The sequence below is a fragment of the Ramlibacter agri genome (assembly GCF_012927085.1).
Taxonomy (GTDB): Bacteria; Pseudomonadota; Gammaproteobacteria; order Burkholderiales; family Burkholderiaceae_C; genus Ramlibacter; species Ramlibacter agri.
Genome location: NZ_JABBFX010000003.1, coordinates 1,021,136 through 1,044,243, shown reverse-complemented (window position 1 = coordinate 1,044,243; position 23,108 = coordinate 1,021,136). Strand labels below are relative to the sequence as shown.

At 71.1% G+C, this 23,108-nt stretch carries 9 protein-coding genes; 1 reads left to right on the top strand and 8 read right to left on the bottom strand.

Going from position 1 to position 23,108, the window contains the following annotated elements; all coding sequences use genetic code 11:
• Positions 1 to 15: 15 nt before the first annotated feature.
• Entirely contained in the window at positions 16 to 708 is a 693-nt protein-coding gene (locus HHL11_RS29190) for a GntR family transcriptional regulator (RefSeq protein WP_169422117.1), read from the top strand.
• Here HHL11_RS29190 and HHL11_RS29185 read toward each other — a convergent pair whose 3' ends face one another.
• From HHL11_RS29185 to HHL11_RS29150, 8 genes are all read right to left on the bottom strand, one after another.
• A complete protein-coding gene (locus HHL11_RS29185; protein ID WP_169422116.1) occupies positions 709 to 2,691 on the bottom strand; it encodes a preprotein translocase subunit SecA in 1,983 nt (660 codons plus the stop codon).
• 4 nt (positions 2,692 to 2,695) lie between these two features.
• On the bottom strand, positions 2,696 to 4,849 hold the full coding sequence (locus HHL11_RS29180) for a site-2 protease family protein (RefSeq protein ID WP_169422115.1): 2,154 nt from the start codon (positions 4,847 to 4,849) through the stop codon (positions 2,696 to 2,698).
• Between the two features lies 1 nt (position 4,850).
• The gene (locus HHL11_RS29175) at positions 4,851 to 6,722 is read right to left on the bottom strand and encodes an efflux RND transporter periplasmic adaptor subunit (protein ID WP_169422114.1); all 1,872 of its coding nucleotides are present in this window, start codon (positions 6,720 to 6,722) and stop codon (positions 4,851 to 4,853) included.
• Complete coding sequence (locus HHL11_RS29170) at positions 6,719 to 7,555, bottom strand: efflux RND transporter periplasmic adaptor subunit (protein WP_169422113.1); 837 nt, start codon at positions 7,553 to 7,555, stop codon at positions 6,719 to 6,721. The genes HHL11_RS29175 and HHL11_RS29170 overlap by 4 nt, the downstream gene beginning before the upstream one ends.
• On the bottom strand, positions 7,555 to 9,126 hold the full coding sequence (locus tag HHL11_RS29165; protein WP_169422112.1) for a TolC family protein: 1,572 nt from the start codon (positions 9,124 to 9,126) through the stop codon (positions 7,555 to 7,557). The genes HHL11_RS29170 and HHL11_RS29165 overlap by 1 nt, the downstream gene beginning before the upstream one ends.
• 2 nt (positions 9,127 to 9,128) lie before the next feature.
• Positions 9,129 to 9,896: a SapC family protein gene (locus HHL11_RS29160; protein ID WP_169422111.1), complete on the bottom strand. Its 768-nt coding sequence runs from the start codon at positions 9,894 to 9,896 to the stop codon at positions 9,129 to 9,131.
• A gap of 111 nt (positions 9,897 to 10,007) precedes the next feature.
• On the bottom strand, positions 10,008 to 21,593 hold the full coding sequence (locus tag HHL11_RS29155; RefSeq protein ID WP_169422110.1) for an LEPR-XLL domain-containing protein: 11,586 nt from the start codon (positions 21,591 to 21,593) through the stop codon (positions 10,008 to 10,010).
• Between the two features lie 67 nt (positions 21,594 to 21,660).
• Complete coding sequence (locus HHL11_RS29150; RefSeq protein ID WP_169422109.1) at positions 21,661 to 23,097, bottom strand: Lcl C-terminal domain-containing protein; 1,437 nt, start codon at positions 23,095 to 23,097, stop codon at positions 21,661 to 21,663.
• Between the last annotated feature and the right edge of the window lie 11 nt (positions 23,098 to 23,108).

Sequence of the window (23,108 nt, the reverse complement as noted above, 5' to 3'; positions counted from 1 at the left end):
GTGCCTCTTCCCGCCTTGAACACCGTCCGCACCCTCAAGCCCCAGTCCATCGTCGAATCGGTCTACACGCAAGTGCGCGAGCAGGTCCTGTCGGGCCGCATCGCGCCCGGCACGCCGATGCGGCAGGACGAGATCGCCGCCCGGCTGGGCGTGAGCAAGATCCCGCTGCGCGAGGCCTTCTCGCGGCTGGAGCGCGAGGGCCTGCTGGTGCTGCGCCCGCGCCGGGGCTACGCCGTCGCCTCCTTCGAGATCGAGGAGATCGTCGAGATCTTCGACCTGCGGGCGATCGTCGAGGAGCACGCCGCCCGCCTCGCGGCGCGCAACCGCACGGAGGCGGACATCGGGCGCGTGAAGGAGATCGCGGGCGCGATGGAGCGGCTCGCGCCCCAGGCCGCGGGCTACTACGACCAATGGTGCGGCCTGAACCGCCGCTTCCACGACGCCATGGTCGAAGCGAGCCACGCGGCGCACGTGATCAAGACGGCGGTGCAGCTGCGCAACGTGGTCGAGCCCTACATCCGCATGGAAAGCGCGATGACCGGCGTCGAAGCCGTTGCCGAGGACGAGCACCGCCGGATCGTCGCGGCGCTCGAAGCCGGCGACGAGGATGCGGCCGGCGCGCTGAGCGCCGCGCACTGCCACCACACGCGCGACCGGCTGGTCGAAGGCCTGCGCCGCTTGCAGGAACGCGAGCAGGCGAAGGCCTGATCAGCCGATCCGCGAAAACGACAACTGCTGCATCACCTGCGCCTCCCGCTCCGCCAGCGTCTTGCGCGCGGACCAGGAGCGGCGCTGGGCGCGCCATTGCGCTGCCCAGACCAGCGCCGGCGCGAGGCGCGTGCGCGACGCAGGCACGCCCGCGGCGAGCCACAGGAAGGGCAGGACGACGGCGGGCAGATGGCGCTCGAACAGCTCGTCGCCCAAACCGATGAAAGCCTGCGCCCGCCCCGGCGCGCCCTGGCGGCCCGAGCGGCCGAACAGCTGCCAGTCCACCCGCGCCGATTCGTGGGCCTCGAAGCTCAGGACCTGCAGGCCACCGGCATCGGCCACGCCCGCGGCCAGCAGGATGTCGGTGCCGCGGCCGGCCATGTTGGTGGCGACGGTCACGCAGTCGGGACCGCCCGCGTGCGCGACGATCTCCGCTTCTTCGGCGTGCTTCTTCGCGTTCAGCACCTTGCAGTCCACGCCCGCGGCCAGCAGGCGCTCGGCGATCGCTTCGCTGTCCAGGATGCGCCGCGTGCCCACCAGCACCGGCAAACCCTCGCGATGGATGCGGGAAGCCTCGGCCACGATCGCATCCAGCTTGTCGTCGCGCGACGGATAGACGTGCCGCTCGCCGGTGCGCAGCCGGCTCGGCACGCGCGGCGCGAGGCGCAAGGTCAGGAGGCCGTAGGTCGACCACAGCTCGTGGCCAATGCCTTGCAAGGTCCCGCTCGCACCGGAAAGCACGTGATAGCGCCGGAAGAAATCCTGGAAGGTCATGCGCGCTGCCGTCTGCGACGGGTCGGTCAGCTCCAGCGATTCGCGCGCCTCGATCGCCTGGTGGATGCCATGGCTCCATGAGCGGTCCGGCATCAGGCGCCCGGTGTTTTCGTCGACGATCACCACGCGGCCTTCCTGCACCACGTAGTGCCGGTCGCGCTCGAACACGTCACGCGCCAGCAGCGCCATGCTCAGGAGGTTCTCGCGCCGGTCTTCCTGCTGCCAGAACTCCGGCAACCGGTGCGCCACGCCCGCCAGCCACTGCTCGCCCTCGGGCGTCAGGCGCACGTCGTGGTGCGAGCCCTGGTGCACGGTGTAGTGCACGTCGCGTTCCATCGCGTCCACGAGCGCGCGCGCCTCGTGGGTCGCCTTCACCATCAGCGGGTTGCTCTGGGGCGAAGCGATGATCAGCGGCGTGGTGGCCTCGTCGATCAGCACGCCGTCGGCTTCGTCGATGATTGCTGCATAGACGCCGCGCATCACCGGCTGCATCGCGGCGCCGCCGCCGTTCAGGCGCCACAGGCGGCGCTGCACCGGCGTCTGGGCGCCGCCCAGCAGCAGCTGGTCGCGCAGGAAGTCGGCCAGCAGCTGTGGCGCGGTGGCGTAGGCGATGTCGCAGCCATAAGCGGCGGCGGATTCCTCGCGCTGCATCTCCTGCTTGACGGAGGCAGCGCTGCAGCCGCACAGGTCGTACAGCGGCCGCATCAGTTCGACGTCGCGCGCCGCCAGGTATTCGTTGGCGGTCACCACGTGGCAGGGCCGGCCGTCCCAGGCCTGCAGCACGGCAGCCATGGCCACCGCCAGCGTCTTGCCCTCGCCGGGCGCCAGCTGCACCGCGTAGCCATCGGCCATCGCCAGCGCCGCCAAAAACTGCGGGAAGGACGGCGTCATGCCCAGAGTGCGCTTGGTGGCGGCGGCCACCGTGGCCAGCGCGGAAGTCAGCTCGGGTTGGCCCGGCGTGCGCTGCGCACGCTTCAGGCGATACGCGCGCCGCACCTGCGCCACATGCGCGCGGAAAGCGCCCTCTTCCAGTTCGGCAAGTGCGGGGAAGGCTTCCTGCGCCGCGCGCACTTCGCGTTCCATCGCCACGCGGTCGCGCCGCGCCAGGTGGCGCGCCAGCCGATTCAGCCGCCAGCCCAGCGACCCGCGCGGCCGCGCGGGGTCGCGCGGGGCGAACCACGGGGGCGCAGCGGCCGAAGAGCGTTCCATGGAATCAGAGGCCGTAGCGCTTCTGCATCAACTGCATCAGCGCGCGGCGGCCTTGCCAGAACAGCGGCTCGCCCGGCAGCTCCATGCGCACCTGCCCCGACATGCCTTCCAGCGGCACGACCTGCGCCGGCAGCTGCTTGGGCAGGCCCACGTACAGCGCGAAGAAGGATTCGGCGGCGGTGTTGCCGCTGCGGTCGTCGGTCTTGACGGCGATCTCGCCGCCGCCCAGCCAGCCCAGCGCGGCCGACTGCAGCTTCTGCTGCTGGTAGGGAATGATCTGCAGCGAGGTCACGGCTATCGAAGCGTCGGCCTGGCCATTGAGCTTCACCGACGCTTCCTTCGGATGCTGCGCGAACAGCTCGTTGGCCTGTTCCTGCGGCACCACCGCGATGAAGCGGAAGCCGCGCCGCTGCACCGTCTCGCCCAGCGGCTGGCCACGCTGCAGCCAGGTGCCTTCGTTCTCGTGCAGCGCCGGCGCCACCCACTCGCCGGCGGCGGGGCTGCGCACCGTCAGCTGCGCGCGCTTGGCTTCCAGTTCCACCAGCCGCCGCAGTGCGGCCTGCTGCTGCTGCTGCAGGGTGGGCAGCTGCGCCGGCGCCTTGAACATGGCCTGGCGGAACAGCGCCTCCACTTCGCGCAGCGCCTGCTTGCTGACCTCGATGTCCTGGTCCAGGTCCGGGTTGCGCAGCTCCGCCACCACGTCACCGGCGCGCACCAGCTGGCCGTTCTTCGCCACGGCGTGCACCAGCGCGCCTTCGATCGGCGCATAGACGGTCACCGATTCGTCGGCCTGCAGGATGCCCTGCGCCCGCACCGAGTAAGGCAGCGGCATCCAGCCACCCAGCACCACCACGACCACCAGCACCGACAGCACGCCCTGCCAGGCGCGCCTGCGGTTGCGGGAGACGGCCGGCCCCATCAGGTGCTGCAGCAGCTTCCAGGCGGGGATCGCCAGCTTGGTCGCCAGCGTGATGGTCAGCGCGATCACGCCCAGGATGAACCACTGGTCCAGCAGGAACAGCGAGATGCCGACCGTCACCACCATCAGGTAGCAGAAACTCAAGGCACCGTAGGCCGTCAGCCAATGCCACTCGCGCTCGTCATGTGCCGGCGAATCGAGGTTGGGCGTCCCCAGCACGTAGCGGTCGCCGAAGTACAGCCACTGCTTCTGCGCCTTCTGGTACAGATTCGGGATCTCGATCGCGTCACTGAGCATGTAGTACGCGTCGAAGCGAAGCAGCGGGTTGCCGTTGAAGATCACGCTCGAAACCGAGCCGATGACCATCACGTTGAAGGCGATGCTGTTCACCAGCCCCGCGCCGGTGCTGGCCCACACCATCGCGCCGATGGCCGCCAGGAAGAACTCCACCAGCATGCCGGCCGCGCCCACGTAGACGCGGTGCCAGGAATTGCGGAACGCCCAGCTCGCCGTCGCGTCCACGTAGGGCAGCGGCGTGAACAGCAGGAACATCAGGCCGAAGGTGCGCACCTCGCCGCCATAGCGCTTGGTGACGAAGGCGTGCCCCATCTCGTGCAGCAGCTTCAGCAGCGCCAGGCACACGTACAGCCAGGGCAGGTTGTCCAGCGCCAGCAGGCCTTGCGATTTATCCAGCAGCGCCTGGCGGTGCTCGAAAGCCGTCACGCAGCCCATGCCGACGACCGCCAGCCACACCGCGGCCATCCACGGGCCGGTGATGAAGCGGATGAAGGGCGAGATGCGGTCCAGCCAGGCGTTCGGGTCCAGCAGCGGCACCCGGAAGAACAGGAAGGACATCGCCTTGCCGGCCAATTCGCGCTGGCGCGTGCGCTTCACGCGCTCGACGATCGCGTCGTTGTCCGGCTGGTGGCGGAAGTACAGCAGGTTGGACACGTGCAGCTGCGACAGCAGCTGGATCACCGCGTCCTGGCCCGGCGCTTCCTGGGGGTGGGTCTCCAGGAACTCGTTCCAGGTTTCCTCGACGGTCTTCTCCGGCGTCAGCCGGCTGACGAAGGCCCAGGCCTCGGGCGTCAGGCGGAAGAAGCGCTGGGTGTAGCTGTCCTCCAGCACGTACCAGTCGCGGCCGCGAAAGCGCTGCCGCTGCACGCGCACCGTGGGCAGCAGCGCCACCCGCATGGTGGCGACGCGGAACCAGGAGTCGCTGAAGACGGAGCCGGCCACGCTACCACCAGAACTTCATGCGGATGGCGTCGACCAGCCGGTGCGTCGCCACCCAGGCCACGTTGCGCGGGCCTACTTCGACGCGGCCGGCGCCGGTCATGCCGGGTCGCCACCAGCCTTCGGGCTGCTCCAGCAGCTTGCCTGTCAGCATGAACTGGTTGCCTTCCTGGCCCTTCACCTGGGCCACCGGGATCAGCGCATTCAGCTCGAAGGGAATCTTCTGGTCGGGCCGCGCCAGCAGCGACAGTTCGCCCTTCGCGCCCGGCTTGATGTCGCGGATGTCGCGCTCGGGCACGTGCAGCATCACGTACAGGCCCTGCACCTGCGCGATGCGGAACAGGTGGTCGCCCTTCTTCACCGGCAGGCCCAGCAGGTCCTTGCGCTCGCCTTCCACCACCACGCCGTCGAACGGCGCGACGTTGGTGGCATGGGCGATGTAGTCCCGCAGGCGGGCCAGGCGGGCCTGGGCCTGCGCCAGGCGGGCCAGCGCCACTTCCATGTCGGCCAGGTTGTCGTCGGCGCGGTGGCGCGAAGCCTCGGCCTCGTAGCGCTGGCATTCGGCCATCGCTTCCACTTCCTGTTGCCGCAGGTCACGCGTGTCCAGCACGGCCAGCACGGTGCCTTCCTTGACCAGGTCGCCGGCCGTGGCCTTGACGTCCTCGACGCGGCCATCGAACTGCGCGCTCACCATGCGCGTGGCATCGGTCGTGAGTTGCGCCGTGGCCTCGACCCGGTAGTCCCAGGTGCCGAAGATGCCGTACAGCGCCACCAGCGTCACCGCGGCGGCGCCCGCCTTGATCCACGGATGGCCCGGGCCGGCGTAGTGCTCGATATGGTCCTGCGCCCAGCCGGCCAGGCGGCGGCCCCACCAGCGATCGCGCTGGTGCAGGTCGGCCAGCCAGGGCTGCAGCATTTCCAGCGCCAGCAGCAGGCCGCCGAACTCCGGCAGCCGCGGCTGCGCCTGCGGCCACGCCAGCAGCAGCACCGATTGCACGTTGCCTTGCTGGTCGCGCTGCGGCAGGGTGCAGACCTGCGCGTAACCCAGGTTGTCGCACAGCGCCGCATGGGCCGGGCCACCGGCGGGCAGGCCTTCGGCGGGCGGATGGCTCAGCGCCATTTCCTCGGCGGCCGCCTCGTCCAGCGCCGCCTCGATCAGGCGGATGTTCTCGCTCTTGCGCTCGAAGCGCTCCAGGTGGCTCACCGCCACCGCGTGCATGCCGCTGCCCTTTTCCCAGCCCAGGGTGCACAGCACCAGGCCGAAATGCGCGGCCAGGCCGTTGGCGAGTTTCAGCGTCGCGAGCTCGAAGCTGGGCGTCTGCATCACTTGCGAGACGAGGTCCAGCAGGTCGATCAGGCCGCGGTCGACGGTGCGCGTCGGCGCCAGGGCGCCAGCCGTGGCCACGGGCAGTTGCACGGACGGACGCGCGGCCACGTCGGCCACCAGCATCGCGCGCATCAGCAGTTCGTTGAGCATGCCGCGCTCCTGCTGGGCGATGTCCAGCAGCAGCAGCGCCTCGCCGGCGCCCAGGATGCGCACGGCCGCGAACAGGCGCGCTTCGCCCGCGTCATCGACGGCCGGCGTGTAGGCGAAACCGTTGCTGCCCGCGCGCGGCGCGACGTCGGCCACCATCTGCGGCCAGGCCGCAGCCAGCCAGGCCGTCTGCGTGCCGCCCTGCCCCAGCACGGACCACGTGTCCTCGCCTTGGCGCTGCACGGCGACGGCAGCGCGGGCGCGGCACAAGGCAGCCACCAGCGGGCAGAAGCTCGCCCAGTAGCCGGCATCGACCGGCGCCTTGCGCAGTTCGTGCAGCGCCAGCAGCAGCGAGCGGGCGTCGTGCTGCTGGGGGGCGGGAGCGAGCTCGTCGCGCTTCATAGCTTGCCTTCGGCGGCGGTGGGCACGGGGGCGCCAAGCCGCAGCACCGCCTTGCTGCCGGCGCGCAGCTTGCCGCCCGGGTTGGCGATGGAGGCACGCACCTCCACCAGGCCGCTGGCCGCGTCGGCCACCGGCGAGACGAAGGTGATGCGGGCCGGCACCTGCGCCACGCGCGCGCCGTCGCCTTCCACCAGCACCGGCAGCACGCCGCCCTGCCTGACGCCGCCCACGGCGGCCATCGGGATGTTGGTCTTGAAGACGAGCGTGCTGGCGTCGACCAGGCGGATCAGCGCCTCGCCGGGCTTGGCCCACTCGCCGGGCTCGATGTCCACCTTGGTCACCACGCCGGACACCGGCGCGACCAGCTGGCGCATCTGCTTTTCCTGCTCGGCGCCCTGCTGCTCCAGCTTCTCGCGCTGCTTCTGCGCCTGCAGCTGCTCCAGCCGGCCCTGCGCCGACAGGTAGTCGGCTTCCAGCCGCGCGAGTTCGTCGCGGCTGATGGAGCCGGTCTTGTCGTAGACCTTCTGCGCGTCGTCGTACAGGCCCTTGGCGATGCGCACGCGGTCCACGGTGGCCTTCAGCTCGCTGTTGTCCTCCTGGATCACGCGGCGGCGCTGCGCCTCCACGGACTGCAGGCGGTCGTCCAGCACCATCAGCACCTGGCCGGCGCCGACCTTGCTGCCCGGGTGCACGCGGCGGCTGGCGACGATGCCGCCGACGCCGGAGCTGAGGGTCACGTCGTGCAGCGGCTGCACCAGGCCGGGGTAGTCCGCGGCGCTCGCGGCCACTGGCGCCAGCAATGCCAGCGCGCACAGGGCGGTAGTCAGCCTCATCATTCGCTCCTCAAGGCGATGTCGTACTCGTCCAGCAGGCTGCCCTGCGCGAACTGCCACGCCACCCGCGCCGACTGGGCGCGCATCACGGCATCGGACAGGCGCTGGCGCGCCTCGTAGGTTTCGTTCTCGCGGTCCAGCCAGTTGCGCAGCAGGCCCACGCCCAGGCGGTAGCGGTCGCGCTCGTTGTCTTCCACCTGCTTGCGCAGGTCGACGTCCTTCTGCGCCTGCGCCACCTGGCGCAGCGCCGACACCAGGTCTTCGCGCCGCTGCGACAGGTCGTTCGACAGCGAGGTGCGGATCGCTTCCAGCTCCAGCAGGTTCTGCTGCACGCGCACGGCCTGCGCCTGGTACTGGCCGCCGGCCTTGCCGTTGCCCCCCAGCGGCATTTCGAAGTTGAGGCCCAAGGTCCACTCCGGGTACTGGTCGCGGGTGGCGAGCTTCTTGGCCTCGATGCGGTCGTAGGCGAGGCCGGTGGCGTTGTAGGTGGCGCTGAAATCCAGCTGCGGCTGCCGCTGGTTGTCGGCAAAGGCCAGGCGCAGGCGGCCCTGCTCCAGGCGCAGCTGCGACACGCGGTACGGCGGCCACTGGTCCAGCGCGCGCTGCAGCGCCTCGTCCAGCGGCTCGGGCTGCGCATTGGGCGGCAGCGGCGTGTCGGTGGCCTTCAGGTGCAGGGCCGGGCCGGTGGACGGGATGCCCAGCGCGGTCAGCACCTTGGCTTCGGCCTCATGCTCGGCGAGGTCGGCGCGCAGCAGCTCCGCCTCGCGGCCGGCCAGGATGGACTGCACTTCCAGCCGCGCGGCCGGCGGCGTGCGGCCGGCCTCGATGCGCGCGTCGACGTCCTGCGCCATCTTCTGCACGTTGTTCATCGACTCGTCGCGCAGGCGGCGGGCCTCCTGCGCGCGCTGCAGCTGCCAATAGAGGTTCAGCGCGTCGGCGGTGGACTTCAGCACCTGCTGGCGGAACTGCGCCCACTGCACTTCGCGTTCCAGTTCGGCGACGCGGCGGTCGGTTTCCAGCACGCCGCGGCCGGCGTTGCGCAGCAGCGGCTGCTTCAGCGTCACCACCAGCCCGCTGGTCCACTCGGTGTCCTGCAGGTTGTTGGTGGAGCTGGCGATGATGTTGTTGCTGCGCCGGACCACCTTGTAGGCCAGCGACATCTCGCCGGCGGTGGGCAGGCGCTGCTTCAGGCCCGCTTCGTAGCTTTGCGAGCGCTCGTTCAGCACCGACAGCGAGGCGGCGCTGGAAACGCGCTCCTCGATCGTGCGCTGGCGGTCGACGTCGTCGCCCACGGCGGAGCCGTAGAGGACGGTCTCGTACAGCGAGGCTTCGGCGGAGCTCAGGTACGCAGCCACCTCCACGCCGAGGCGGCTGTAGCGGATTTCGGGGTTGCGCGCCGCCACCAGCTGGGCAAGCTGGCGCGGCAGGATCGGCACGTCACCGTGCAGCAGCGGGGGCGGCTGGGTCTCCAGACCGGCGATGGTGCGCGGCGGCTGCAGCCCTTGCGCCGCCGCGGGCGCGAGCGCCGCCAGCCCCGCCGCCAGAGACAGCGCGAGCAGGACGGGCTTCACGCTTACTGCTTGGCCGCGGATTTCTTGGCGGGAGCCTTGGCGGCTTCCGCGGCGGCAGCGGCCGGCTGCGCGTCTTCGTGCAGCTTGACCAGGCGCTCGGTCTGGGCCAGCGAGATCAGGTGCGAGTACACGGCCGGCAGGTAGCGCTTGGCGCGGAACTCGAGGAACTTCTCGTCCGACAGGTTGTTCAGGCGCTCTTCGTTGATGACGTAGCAGCCGGAGATGTTCTTCACGCGGCTGGCTTCACGCACGCGCATGTTCAGCGGGGTGAACATGTTGTTGGCCTGCAGGAACTTGCAGAACTCGCGGGTGAACCCGTCCATCTGCTGCAGCTCGGCCAGGTAGCGCTTGACGTTCTCGATGACCTGGGTGGGCTCGCCCTTTTCGTTGAACAGCGGCGCGCCTTCGGTGTCGGAGACCAGCGGGCTTTCCTCGTCGATGCACACCACGTACTGGCCGTCGTTGCCGGCGGCAGTCAGCGCGAAGGGGTAGCGGCGGATGATGGCCGGCACGTACGAAGCCTGCCACTTGCCGTCCTTGCCCACGAACAGGTTCTCGCCGGCGTTCAGGCCCAGCAGGACCACCGGACGGAATTCGTCCTTGTCCTTGTCTTCCAGGAACACGATCGGGAAGATCGAGGCGGCGCGGGCGAACTCCTGCATCGTCACGTAGGCGATGTGGAAATTGGACGCGAAACCGAAGCCGGAGACCTCCTTGATCTTCTTCGAGGCGTGGCGTTCTTTATTGACCGGGACGACTTTCTGGAACACAGGTAGATCTCCGCTTGGTGGTTGTCAGACTGGGGAAGCGACGAGTGTAGTCCAGCACTGCTACAGAACGTAAGACGGGACGCACACGGGCGTCCCGTCTTCGAGGAAAAATCACACGCTGAGCGACTCGGTCCAGTAGTCCACCCCGGTGGCGTCGCCGGCCGGCTGGCCGCTGGCAAACGACAGCTCGCTTTCCGCCTGCAGCCGCTGGGAGAGCGTGAGGCCGGCGTCGGCGGTCGTGCCCGTGCTCGCCAGGTAGCTCTGCACCTGGGTATTCCCGGACGGAGCGCTGTAGCTGCCCAGCGACAGGCTGAGCGCCGTTGCCAGGGAGTTGGTCCGCACTCCGGTGCTGGCCGCCGCCAGCTGTTGCAGGCCGCCGCCGGCCACGAAGGCATCCGGGTCCGTGGTGACCCGCTGCGAGGCGCCCACGGCCACCAGCGCCTGCTCCAGGTCGGACCCGTGCAGCACGTTGTAGTAGACGCGGCCGTCGGTGCCGGAGTCGCGCAGGACGATGCCGCCGGCCGGGTCGACGCGCACAACTGCCGCCGCGACCTCGAGCACCTGGGCGCTGCCCGCCTGGGTGCCGCGGCCATGGAAGTCGACGCCCTGGGCGTAGACGTTGATGGCCGAATCGGCATCGGCGTCGGTGATGGCGCCGGTGGCGCTGCTCAGGGACACGGTGCCGGTGCCGGTGGACGAACGCGCATCGAGGCCAGCGACGGCCAGGTTGCCGGCGCCGGTCAGCGCGATGTGCCCGCCCTGGCTGGCCAGCTTGCTGCCCGCCGCCATGGTGATGGCGCCCGTGTCGCTGGTCAGCGTGACGTTGGCCGCGGTGGTGGCCTGCAGCTGGCCGGCCGCCGTGATGTCGCCCGTGGCATGCAGCGCCAAGCTGGTGCCCAGGCGCACGCCGGCGCCGGTGGCGACCATCGCGATGCTGCTGCCTTGCAGTTCCACCGGCGCGCCGGTGGCGGACAGGTCGGCATCGCCCAGCGTGAGGGCGGCCGTGCCGGTGCCGATGTGGAGGGCCGTGAAGCCCGCGCCGACTGCGCCCAGCACGTCGTTGCCCACCACCAGCTCGCCCGCCGCGGCCGTGCCGGCGCCGACGTGGATCGCCTGCGTGGCCGTGGCGCCCTGCACCTGCAGCGCGCCGGTGCCGCGCAGGCTGCCGGTGCCGCCGGTGGCGTGGATGCCGGACACCTGCAGCAGGGCGTCGCCCGAGCCGAGGTCGGCGCTGTCGTTGAACACCACCTGGCCGCCGCCGCGCACGATGAGGCGCGCGCCGTTGGTCAGCGTCAGCGGGCCGTCGAAGGTGACGGTGCCGGTGGCGTCGATCACCAGGTCGCCGCTCAGCGTGACGGCGGCGCCGAAGTGGACGTCGCTGGCGTTGCTGATGCTCAGGCCGTCGAGGTTGGTGACAGGCTGGTCCATCGCCACGCTGCCGCCGCCAGCATCGAGCGCCAGCGTGTCGGCCGCGCCGCCCGCGCCGGTGACGGCCTGCGTGAAGTGCAGCGAGCCGCTGCCCGTGATGGTGTTCGGGCCGTCGACGGTCAGCTGGTCCTGCACCAGCACGCTGCCCTGCATGGCAACGGTGGCCGTCGCCAGCGTGGTGTGGTCGCCGGCGTCGGCGATGGTGAGCGAGTCGCCCGTCACGCTGCCTTGCAGCTTCACCGTGCCGCCGGCGCCGGTGGCCGTCAGCACCAGCGGGTCATGGAACACCAGCGGCGAGGTCGCGCCATCCAGCAGGATCGCGGTGTGGTCCAGGCTGCTGCCGATGACGATCTGCGCGAAGCCGTCCTGCAGCAGCGCCAGCTCGCCGGTGTCCACCTGCAGCGCCGCGCCGGTGGGCACGGTGTCGCCGATGACGATGTCCGTGCCGGGGTTCAGCGGGCCGATGCGCAGCGTGCCGCCCGGGCTGGAGACCGGTACCTCGATGACCAGGTCGTTGCCGAACAGGTCGACGTCCTCGCCATTGCGCTGCAGGTCGCCGCGGATCAGCACGCGGCCATTGAGCGAATTCAGGTAGGCCTTGCCCTGCGTGATGACGGCGCCGGGCTGGATGTCGCCTTCGGCGGTGACGTGGATGTCGCCCGAGCCGGTGGCCAGCGAGCTCGTGTTCGGGTCCATCATCACCGTGCCGGTGTTCGACGTGAGGTCGATGGTGGACGGGCCGGTGGCCTGCATGGACGAACCGGCAGCCATGGTGACGTTGCCGTCGGCCGTGGCGACGAGGTTGCCGGCGGCTTGCAGGCTGGCGTTGGCCGCGAGGTCCAGGGTGCCAGCCACGGTGAGCGTGAGCGCGCCGCCGGCGATGACGTTGCCTTGCGAAGCCGGGCCCCACACCGTGAGGCTGCCGTCGGCGTTGACGCGGCTCACGCCGCCGAAGCTGGCCGGGCCCACCAGCAGCGAATCCGCTTCGGCGATGTTCACCAGGCCGCCGGCCTGCGCCGCCAGCGTTGCCACACGGGTCTCCAGCGGATTGGACGCGGAGCCCACGGCGCCGGTGGCGCTGACCAGCAACTGGTCCGCGATGATGTCCACTTCGGTCTCGCCGGCGCCGCTGTCGCCGTCGACCAGGTTGGCTGCGACGACGCGCACCTTGCCGATGCCCGCGTTCACCGTGTCGATGGTGACGTCGCCACCCGCCTGGAGCAGCACGTTGGCGTTGGCCGTGATGGCCGTGCCTTCGTTGGCCGTCAGGGCCCCCTGGGCCTGGAGATCGACCGTGCTGCCCGTGCTGCCGACGCTGGAGGCGAGCACCAGGTCGCGCCCGGCCTCCAGGCTCAGCGCGCCGCCGGCGGTGGCGCCGCTTCGGATCGTCAGGTCGCCGGCCGGGCCGCCGGCTTGCAGCAGCAGCTTGCCGTTGGCCGTCACGGCTCCGAACGTCGTCAGCGCGCCATTGCCGGTGGTCAAGACGACATTCGCGCCGGACAGGCCGTCGCTGCCGAAATGCATGTTGGAAGCGGACGCGCCCGTCGCCTGCACCCGGTGGACATCGGACGCGATGGCGTTGTCGACGACCAAGGCATCGGCTTCGGCCAGGAAGACGTCGCCGCCCGCGTGCGCGTTCAGCGAAGCAGCGCTGGTCTCCAGCGCATTGCCCGCGGCGCCGATGGCGCCCGTGGCCGTCAGCAGGATGACCGAGCCGCTGAGGTCCGCCTCGCTGTCGCCTGCCGTGTCGCCGTCGACGATGTCGACGGCGCTCACCCACACGCTGCCCATCCCGGCGGACACCGTCTCCAGGGTGGCGTCGCCGGTCACGGCCTCGACTGCGATATTGCCGTCGGTGCTGGTGACGGCGGTCCCTTGCGCTTGCGCCAGGTTGCGCTGCGCGCTCAGGTCGATGGTGTTGCCCGAGCCCGTGGTGGACACGCTGGCGTTCAACAGCAGGTCCCGGCCGGCCAGCAGGCTAATGTCGCCGCCCGTGCTCGCAACTGCGGCACCGAGCGACAGGTCGGAGCCGGCGCCGCCTGCGGACAGCAGGAGGTTGCTGCCCGCCATGACGAGGCCGCCGCCGGCGGTGGTGGCGAGCGAGCCCGCCAGGGTCCGCACCACCACCTGGTTCCCGTTCAAACCGGCCAGGCTGGCGAGGGCCAGCGCCTGGCTCGCGCCGTCGCTGCCCACCCGCTGTGCCGTGCCGCCCACGGTGTCCACCGTCAGTGCGTCGCTTTCGGTGACGAAGACGTCACCCTGTGCCGCGCCCAGGGCGATGCTGCCCACGGCAGTCTCCAGCGCGTTGGCGGCAGTGCCGATGGCGCCGTTGCTGGCCACGATGCCCAGCGCGCCCGCCGTGACGTCGACCTCGTTGTCGCCGTCGGCATCGCCGTCGATGACGCGGCTGGCGTTGATGCGAACCGTGCCCGTGCCGGCGGCCAGGCTTTCCACCGTGGCCTCGAGGACCGCCGAGACGACGATCGTGCCGTCGCTGCTGCTGGCGCTGCTGCCCTGGGCCTGGGTGAAGGCGCGATTCGCCAGCAGAACCAGGGTGCGGCCGGCGCCCGTCGTGGCGACGGCGCCCCCCAGCAGCAGGTCACGGCCGGAGTCCAGCGTCAGGTCGCCGGAGGCGCTGACGCTGCCCTGCAGGTTCATGTCGGCCCCGTCCAGCGTCTTCAGCAGCAGGTTGCCGCTGGCGTTGATCGCCGCGGACGCGATGCTTTCCAGGATGCCGCCGGACTGCACCACGGCCGTCGCCGTCGACAGCCCGCTGGTGGCGGCGTTGGTCGTGCTGGTCGAAACGCCGTCCGTCCCCACGCGCTGCGTGTCGATGGCCAGCGCCGAAATGTTCAGCGCCCCGGTGTTGGCGAGGAACAGGTTGCCGCCGGCGGACGCCGCCAGCGTCTGCACGGTGGTCTCCAGCGCATTGGCGGACGCGCCGACTGCGCCCGTCGTCACCAGCTGCAGGCCGAAGGCGGACACGTCCACTTCGCTCTCGTTCGCCGTCGTGTCGCCGTCCACCACACTGCCGGCCTGGATGCGCACGTAGCCCGAGAACGCGTTGAAGGTTTCCAGCGTCGCGACGCCGCCCGCCTGCAGGCCGATGTTGCCGGCGTTCGTCTGCAGCGTGGTGCCCTGCGCTTGCGTGAAGTTGCGTCCCGCCACCAGGTCGATGGACTTGCCGGGCGCCGTGCTCGTGACGTTGGCGCCGAGGATGATGTCCTCGCCCGCCGCCAGGCTCACGTCGCCGCCGCTGCTGCTGACCGCCGCCGCGAGGTTCAGGTCCGACGCCGCGCCACCCGCCGACAACAGCAGGTTGCCGGTCGCGCTCACCACGCCGGTGGCCTGGTTCGTCAGGTTGCCGCCCAGGGTCCGCACGACCACGGTGGCGCCACTGACGTTGTTCTGCCCGCCCGAAGTCACCACCGCATCGGCGCCGTTGTTGCCCACGCGGTTGACCGTGGCCGAGACCACGGCGAGATCCAGCGCATCGGTTTCGGTGATGAACACATCGCCGGTTGCCACCGCGCTCAGCGTGCTGATCGTGGTCTCCAGCGCATTGCCGGAACTGCCGATGCCGCCCGCGGTGGCCGTGGCGCGCACGCCGGCCGCCAGGATGTCGACCTCGGTGTCGCCCGCCGCGTCGCCGTCGACGATGCTGCTGCCGCTGATGTTCACGCGGCCGATGCCGACCGAGATCGTTTCGATGGTGAGCACGCCGCCGGCCACCAGCGAAGCGTGGCCGTTGGTGGTGGTCAGCGTGCTGCCCTGCTGCTGGGTCAGCGCGCCGCCGGCCAGCAGGTCGATGGTCTTGCCGGCGCCGGCCGTGGACAGCGCCGCCGCCAGGCTCATGTCGCGGCCGGCGTCCAGGCTGATGTTGCCGGTGGTGGTGCTGACGGCCGCGCCCAACGTCATGTCGCTGGTGGCGCCGCCCGCCTTCAGCAGCAGGTTGCCGGTCGCCGTGACCTTGCCGCCCGCGGCCGTCGCCGACAGCGAGCCGGCCAGCGTGCGGAGGGTGACCGTCGAGCCGCCCACGTTGCCTTGCGTCACCGGCGTCGTGGCCGCCGTCGTGCCGTCGACGGCCACGCGGTTGACGCTGGCGGTGACGGTGTCCAGCACCAGGCCGTCGCTCTCGACGATGCCCACGGTGCTGCCGGCGCTGACGCTCAGCGTGTTGACCGTGGTCTCCAGCGGATTGACGCCGGTGCCGGCGGAGGACGTGGCCGTCAGCAGCAGCTTGTCGGCGACGATGTCCACCTCGGTCTCGCCCGTGGTGGTGTCGCCGTCGATGATGCTGCTGCCGCTGATGCGCACGGTGCCCGTGCCGGCGTTCACGAGTTCCAGCGTGACGCTGCCGGAGAGCGCCAGCAGCTGCACGTTGCCGTTGCCGCTCGCGATGGCGCTGCCCTGCTGGGCGTCGATGCGGCCGCCGGACTGGATGTCGATGCTGCCGCCGGTGGTCGTCACGGTGGACTTCACCGTGGCGTCGCGCCCGGCGATCAGGCTCATGGCCCCGCCGGCGCTGGCGCTGCCGGCCAGCGCGATGTCGGAAGTCGAGCCGCCGGCCTGCAGCAGCAGGTTGCCCGTTGCCGCGACCGCCACGCCCGCGGCGCTGGTGATGCTGCCGGCCAGGGTGCGCAGCACCAGGTTGGCGCCCGACAGGCCGGCCAGGCTGCCGGTGGTCACGTTGGTGGTCGCGCCGCTGGCGTCGACACGCTGGTAGGAGACGCTGACGGCGTCGATCACCACGGCGTCGCTCTCGGTGACGAACACGTCGCCGACGGCGCCCACCTTCAGCGTGCCGACGGCGGTCTCCAGCGCAGCGCCCGCGGCGCCGATGCCGGCGCCGGCGAACAGCGCGGCGCTGCCGGCGACGATGTCCACCTCGGTGTCGCCGGCGGCGTCGCCGTCCACGATGGATTGCGCGCCGACCTGCACGCCGGCCGTGCCCGCGTTCAGCGTTTCCAGCGTCACCGTGCCGGCGATGCCGTTGGTGGCCAGGCTGCCGCCGGTGACGACGATGCCGCCGTTGCTGGTGGTGATGGCCGTGCCCTGCGCCTGCAGGACGTCGCGCGCGGCCTTGACTTCGACGCTGCTGCCCGCAGCGGTGGCGGAAACGCTGCCGCCCAGGAGCGCATCGCGCCCGGCGGCCAGCGACAGGCTGCCGCCGCTGCTGCTGACGGCAGCCCCCGTGACGAGGTCCGAACTGCTTCCGCCCGCACCCAGGTAGAGGTTGCCGCCCGCCGACACCGCGCCCTGCGCGTCGGTCGTCAGCGTGCCGTTGGTGGTCTGCAGCGAGACGGCGCCGCCGCTCGCCAGGCCGGCCTGCACGCCATCGGCCTGCGCCGTCAACGTGGTGCCGTCCAGGCCGACGCGGTTGACGCTGATCGCGGCGGTCTGGGTGACCAGCACCGCATCGGACTCCAGCAGGAACATGCCGGCCGCGCCGGCGCTGGCGCTCAGCTGCCCGACCCAGGTCTCCAGCGCGTTGTCGGCGGCGCCGATGCCGCCGCCCGCCTGCAAGCGCAGCACGCCGGCCAGGATGTCGATGTTGGTGTTGCCGGTGTTGTCGGCGATGTTGCCGCCCGCATTGACGCTCACGCTGCCCGTGGCCGTCGCGTTGAGGTTCGCCACGGTGATGTCGCCGGACGCCTGCAGGCGGATCGCGCCGCCATCGGTGAGCACGCCCGTGCCATCGGCCATGGTGATCGCGCCGTTGCTGGCCGCGATGTCCACCGTGCCGGAATAGGCGACGATGCCCGCCGTGCCCTGGAAGGCAACGCCGCTCGCGCCCAGCACGCTGAGGCTGCCGTTGCTGGACGTGATGTTGCCGTTCGCGACCACGTGGCCCGCGACCGCTTCCAGCCGCACGTTGCCCGGGCCGCCGTAGACGGCATCCGTAGCGGCCGTGCCGGCGTTCAAGGTCAGGTCACCGGCCAGCGTGGCCAGCACCACCGTCGTGCCGGACACGTCTTCCTGCGCCGCATGGCCCGCGGCGGCCACGCCGCCGTTGGCGTCCACGCGGTTCACGTCCACCTGCACACGGTCGACCGTGACGCCGTCGCTCTCGGTCAGGAACACGCCGTTGCCGATCGCGCTGAGCGTCGTCACCTGCGTCTCGAGCGCGGCGCCGGCCGCGCCGATGCCGTTGCTGCCCTTCAGCTGCGCGGCGCCCCCGATGATGTCCACTTCGGTGTCGCCGGCCGCGTCGCCGTCGGCAATGGTGAGACCGCTCACGAACACGCCGCCGGTGCCGGCGTTGAGGGTCTCGATGGTCACGGCGCCGCCGGCGTCCAGGGAGACGTTGCCGTTGTTGCTGGAGATCGTGGTGCCCTGCGCCTGCGACAGCGTGCGCGTGGCGGACAGGTCGACGGTCTTGCCGGCGGCGGTGGCCGCGATGTTGCCGGCGACCAGGAGGTCGCGCGCCGACTCGATGCTGATGTTGCCGCCGCTGCTCACGTCCGAGGACAGCGCGACGTCGCTGGTCAAGGCGGTCAGCAGAACGTTGCCCGCCGCCGTCACCGCGGTGCCGGTGTCCACGACCAGAGGGCCGCCCTGCGCCACGACCGCGAGCACGCCGCCGCTGGCGAGGCCGCTCTGCGCGGCGTCCACCGGCCCGATGGCGGCCACGCCGTCGAGGCCGACACGCGCCACGCCGATGTCGCCCTGCGCCAGCACTTCCAGGCCGGTGGCGTCCGCCAGGAACAGGCCGGCCGCGCCGGCCTTGGCGCTCATCTGCCCGGCTTCGGTTTCCAGCTGCTCGCCGCTCGCGCCGATGCCGCCGCCCGCTTGCAGGCGCACGGTGTAGCCGTAGATGTCGGTCGCGGTCTCGCCGGTGTTGTCGGCAATGTTGCCGCCCGCGACGACGCTCACCGCGCCCCAGGTCGCGAAGTCGTTGGTCGTGCCGCCCGCGCGGTCGCTGCTGGAGCGCGCGTCCAGCAGGCCCACGGTGACGCCGGTGGCCGCCTTGACGCGAATGGTGGCGGCATTGCTGCGCGCCACCGCACCATCGACCATGTTCACCGCGCCGGTGGTGGACTCGATGTCCACGCCGGCGGTCGCATCGAGCACGCCCGTGGCGGCCACCGTCAGGGTGCCGTTCGCCAGCGCGCTCAGGTTGCCGGCGCTGGTGCTGGCAATTGCGTTCACGGCCAGCGTGCCGCCGGAAGAGAGCAGCAGGTTGCCGCCGGCGCCGACGGCGCGGTCGATGGCGAGATTGCCGCCCGCCTGCAGCACCACGCCGGCGTTGCCGCCGATGCCAGACAGTGAGGTATCACTGACCGGGGCGCCCAGCGTCGCCTGCGCGGTGATGCGGTTAACGCTCAGCGCGGCCACGTCGCCCACGGAAAGCGCGTCGCGCTCGGCCAGGAACACCGATCCGGTCGTCACCTTCGCGGCCAGCGTCGCGACCTGGGTGTCGAACAAGGCGCCGGCCAGGCCGATGCCCGCGTCGCCCTGCAGGCGCACGCTGCCGGCGATGACGTTGGCCGACGGGGTGGCGTTGCCATCATCGGCCTGCGCGTCGAGGATGCGGCCGCCGTGCATGGCCGAAATGCTGACGTTGCCGGCGCCGGCATCCGCCACGCCCAGGCTGACGTCGCCGGCGTCGGCGTACAGGCGCAGCGCGCCGCCGGCGGTGGCGAAGCGCGCGTTGCCTTCGGTCGTGATGGCCGCATCGGCCGACACGTCCAGCGTCTGGCCGCTGCCGGTGACCGAGATCGTCGGCGCCGTGGCGGCCACGAGGTCGTCCACGTTGATCGAGTCCGCCGACAGCAGGCTCATGCTGCCGTGCGCGGTCGTCACGTCGGCGCGGATCTTGAGGTCGGCCACCGTGGCTTCCGCGGCTTCGCTGGTCTGCACCAGCATGTTGCCGACGGTGCCGGTGCTGCGCACGCCCTTCTCGATGGTGATGGCGCCGTCGATGGTGGTGATGGACACGCTGCCGTCGCTGCCGCCGGCGTCCACCGCATAGCTGCCCGCGCCGCCGGAGATGCGCAGCGCCGTGGCTTCGCGGATGAAGACGCCGCCGGTGGTGGTGTTGGTGGCCGCCAGCGCGTTGACGCGCGTCTGCAGCGGCGTGCTGCCGGTGCCGATGCCGCTGGCCGCGGCCAGCAGCACGGCAGCGGTCTCGCCGTCCAGGTTGGGGTTGCTGCCGGTCAGGCCGTCGATGATGGCGGCCGCCGCGGCGATGCTGATCGTGCCGTCGGCGTTGACGATGCTGACCGTGACGTTGCCGCCGCGCGCTTTCAGCGACACGGAGCCGGCGCCGAGGCCCAGCGACTGCGCCTTGACGCCGTCGCTCATGGTGACGGTGGTGAAGGCGTCCAGGCTGACCAGGCCGCCGGCGGAGAGGATGTCCGCGCCCTGCTGGATGGCGCCGCTGCTGGCCACCAGCTGCACGTTGCCCGCGCCGTCGGTGGCGATCACGCCGTGCGTCACGCTGCCGGCGTCGTCGTTGGTGGTGATCGCGCCGGCCGCCGTCAGCTGGATGGTGCCGGAGGCCGAGTGGATGTCCTGGTTGACCGTGATGTTCTTGCCGCTGCCGGCGGCGCCCAGCTGCGTCAGGCCGCTGCCGGCGTTGGTGATGCCGCCGTTGACGGTGATGCTGCCGGCCGTCGTGTTCAGCGCGATGCCGCCACTGGCCGCCTGCTGGCTCAGGAGCGTGACGATGACGTCGGCGCCGGTGGCCGTCTCGGTGATGCTCAGGTCGCCCGAGGCCGTGTTGGTGGCGCTCACCGAAGTGATCTCGGTGTAGGGCAGCGAGATGCCGCCGGCCGCGTGCACTGTCAGCGCGCCCGCGCGCAGCGGCTCGGCGCCGACGTTGTCGCCGAGGTCGTTGACCTGCGCGACCTTGCCGGTGGCGGAGTACAGCGTGACGTCGGTCAGCGTGCTGCCGCCCAGGTTGGCTTCCATCCGGTTGGCGATGGTGATGTCACCGTAGGCATCGAGCGTGATGCTGCCGTCCACCGAGAGCTGGTAGTCGGAAGGCTGCATGTCGGTGACGGCGATGGTGCCGCCGTACACCTCCACGGGGTCGCGCAGCAGCACGTTCTGCGATTCGGCGCCGATGCGCACGTTGCCGGCCGCGACGTTCGCGTGCAGCCCGTCCTGCTGGCCGATCACGATCTTGCTGAAGCCGTCGGCCAACGCCTTGAGGTCGGCGCTGTCCAGGTTCAGCGTGGTGTTGGCCGGCTGCGAGGCGGAGTTCGGGATGGTGCCGACGTCGATGCCGTAGCCCACGTTGGACGGCCTCAGGGTCAGCATGCCGTCGCCCTTGACCGACTCCGAACCGCCGACGAAGTCGATCTCGTTGCCTTCGATGAAGATGTTGCCGACGCGCCCGGTCGTCGTGTCCTTCACCAGCACCAGGCCGCTCTGGAACACGACGCTGCTGGCGCCGGTGATGCGCAGGCTGCCGCCGTTGTTGAGGGTCACCATGCCGGTGAAGGTCACGGTGCCGGTGGCGTTGATGACCAGGTCGCCGTTGACGGTGACGTCGCGGTCGAAGTTGACGTTGTTCGGCAGGTTCGGCGTGCCGCCCACGTTGACGCCGTCGATGGTGAGGCTGGTCAGCGGGTCAGTGCCGCCCACCGGCCCGGTGAAGCGCACGTTGTCCGCCGCGTGCACCACCAGCGAATCCGCCGCGCCGACGCCGTCGCCGTTGATGGTGCTCGCCGTGTTGTTACCCAACTGGACGAAGCCGGTGCCGTCGGTGCCGGCCTCGATCGTGCGATTGCCGTTGATCTTCACCGAGTCGGCGATGGTGACGTCGTTGGCATCGCTGATGTCGGCCGAGACCGTGGTCGTGTGGCCCGAGCCCAGGATCATCAGGCTGCCCGTGAGCTGCAGTGCCCCGTCCAGGTACACCTCGCCGCCCGCCTGCGGGTTCATCAGCACCAGGTCGCCCACCTGCGAGGTGCCCACGTGGATCACTGCATTGCTGTCCGGCCCGCCCACCACCACCCGCCCGTTGGCGTCCGCGAGCTGCGCCGTATCCACCAGCAGCCACTGGCTGGTGGCATCCGCCGGCTGCTGCGCGTTGTCCGCGACCAGCACGGTGGCGCCCGGCGTCGTGGCCACGTTCACGTCGGCCGGCGCCGCGTAGGCCTGGGCCACGGCGGCGGCCGGGTCCTGGTCGGCAGGCTTCAGCGCGACGGCCACGGCCCCCAGCACGGGGTCGGCCGACAGCAGCACGCGCGCTTCCAGCGGCTCGACGCGGAACAGGTCGCGCAGCGCGCGCTTGAAGGGAGGTTGGACGGGTTTCATGCGTTCTCTTTGCGGCGCCGGGGGGCGGCCCGGCGCTTGTTGTGGTTCGAGGGCCTGTTCCGTGTGTTTACTGGCCGGCGCGCACCAGGCGCACGCGCTTGGACGAACTGCCGGAGCCGGTCTTCAGCGCCGGGCCGACCTCGCCTTCCATGAAGTCGACGGCCCAGGCCAGGCTGGTGTTGTAGGCGTAGGGCGTGGACGTCCAGAAGCCGAGCGGCTCCGCGTTGGCGAAGGTCGCCTGGTTCGCCGCGGGGTTGAAGCACTGCTCGCGCTCGGTGATGGACGACAGCTCCGCGCGGGTCGGCAGGCGCCAGTCGGCGTAGCCCAGGCCGGAACCGTTGGCGTCGGCGTTGGTGGCAGCGGGGCGCGCCAGGGCGGCGTTCCAGTCGAAGCTGCCGCCCGCGCCGGTGGTGCACGAGGTGCCTGACAGGCCTTCGGCGCACTGCTTCCACATCAGGCCGGTGCGCTTGTCGCTGATGGTGCCGTCGCCGTTGTTGGTGAAGCGCGTGCTGTCGGTGCAGCTGGTGGGCAGCGGCGCCGGTGCGGTGGAACCGCCGTTGCTCACCAGGCGGGCGGCCTTGGCATTCGTCTTGTTATCCCAGGACACGGCGCCGGTCAGGAAGTCGACGAACCAGGCGTTGGTCCCCAGACCGTCCTGGGTGGTGGTGGACGTCCAGTACGGCGAGGGCTGCGAGTTCGGGAAGAACGTGCTGTCGATGGCCGGGACGCCGCCGGAGCCGTTGTCCACCAGCGAAGCCAGTTCTTCCGGCGTCGGCAGGCGCCAGTCGTTGAAGCCGCACAGGTTCTCCGCGTTCACCGCGGCCACGAAGGCTGCCAGGTTGGCGTAGGTGTACGTGCCGGACGGGCTGTGCGTGCCGGTGCCGGCCTTGTTTTCCCACAGCAGGCCGGTGACCTTGTCGCGGGTGCAGGCGCCGCTCGCGACCTGGGCGAAGGAAAAGCCCAGGCGGCCGTCGGTGCCGTCGTTGGTCAGCGGGTTGCTGTCGCGGCCGTAGGAGCCGGCCACGCCGGTGCCGTTCAGGCCGCCGGCGTCGTCGTTGACGATGGTGCCGAGCGCCGTGCCGGAGTTGTCCACGGTGCTCCACTTGACGGCCAGAGTCTCGTTCGGCTCGAAGGTGGTGTCGCCGCAGACGGTGACCTGGATCTCCGCCGAGGTGTTGCCCGCGGCGATCAGCAGGTCGCGGTTGCTGACCGAGATGTAGTCCACGCCGGCGCCGCAGGTCGCGCCGCCGGTGGCCGCGCCGGTGCCGCCCTTGTAGGTGGTGACGGTGGACCAGGTGAGGTGCACGCCGCTGCCGACCGCCTTGTCCAGCGAGACCACGAAGCGCAGGGTGCTGGTGCCGGTGTCGCCCTCCAGCACCTGGGCGTCCGCAACGCCGGTCACGCGCGCCTCGGTCGTGCCGCCGCCCCCGCCGCCGCCGCCGCAGGAGGCGAGCACGGCCAGCGCCACCAGCGCCACGGCCTTCTTGATCTTGGAAATGGACATGAAGTGATTCC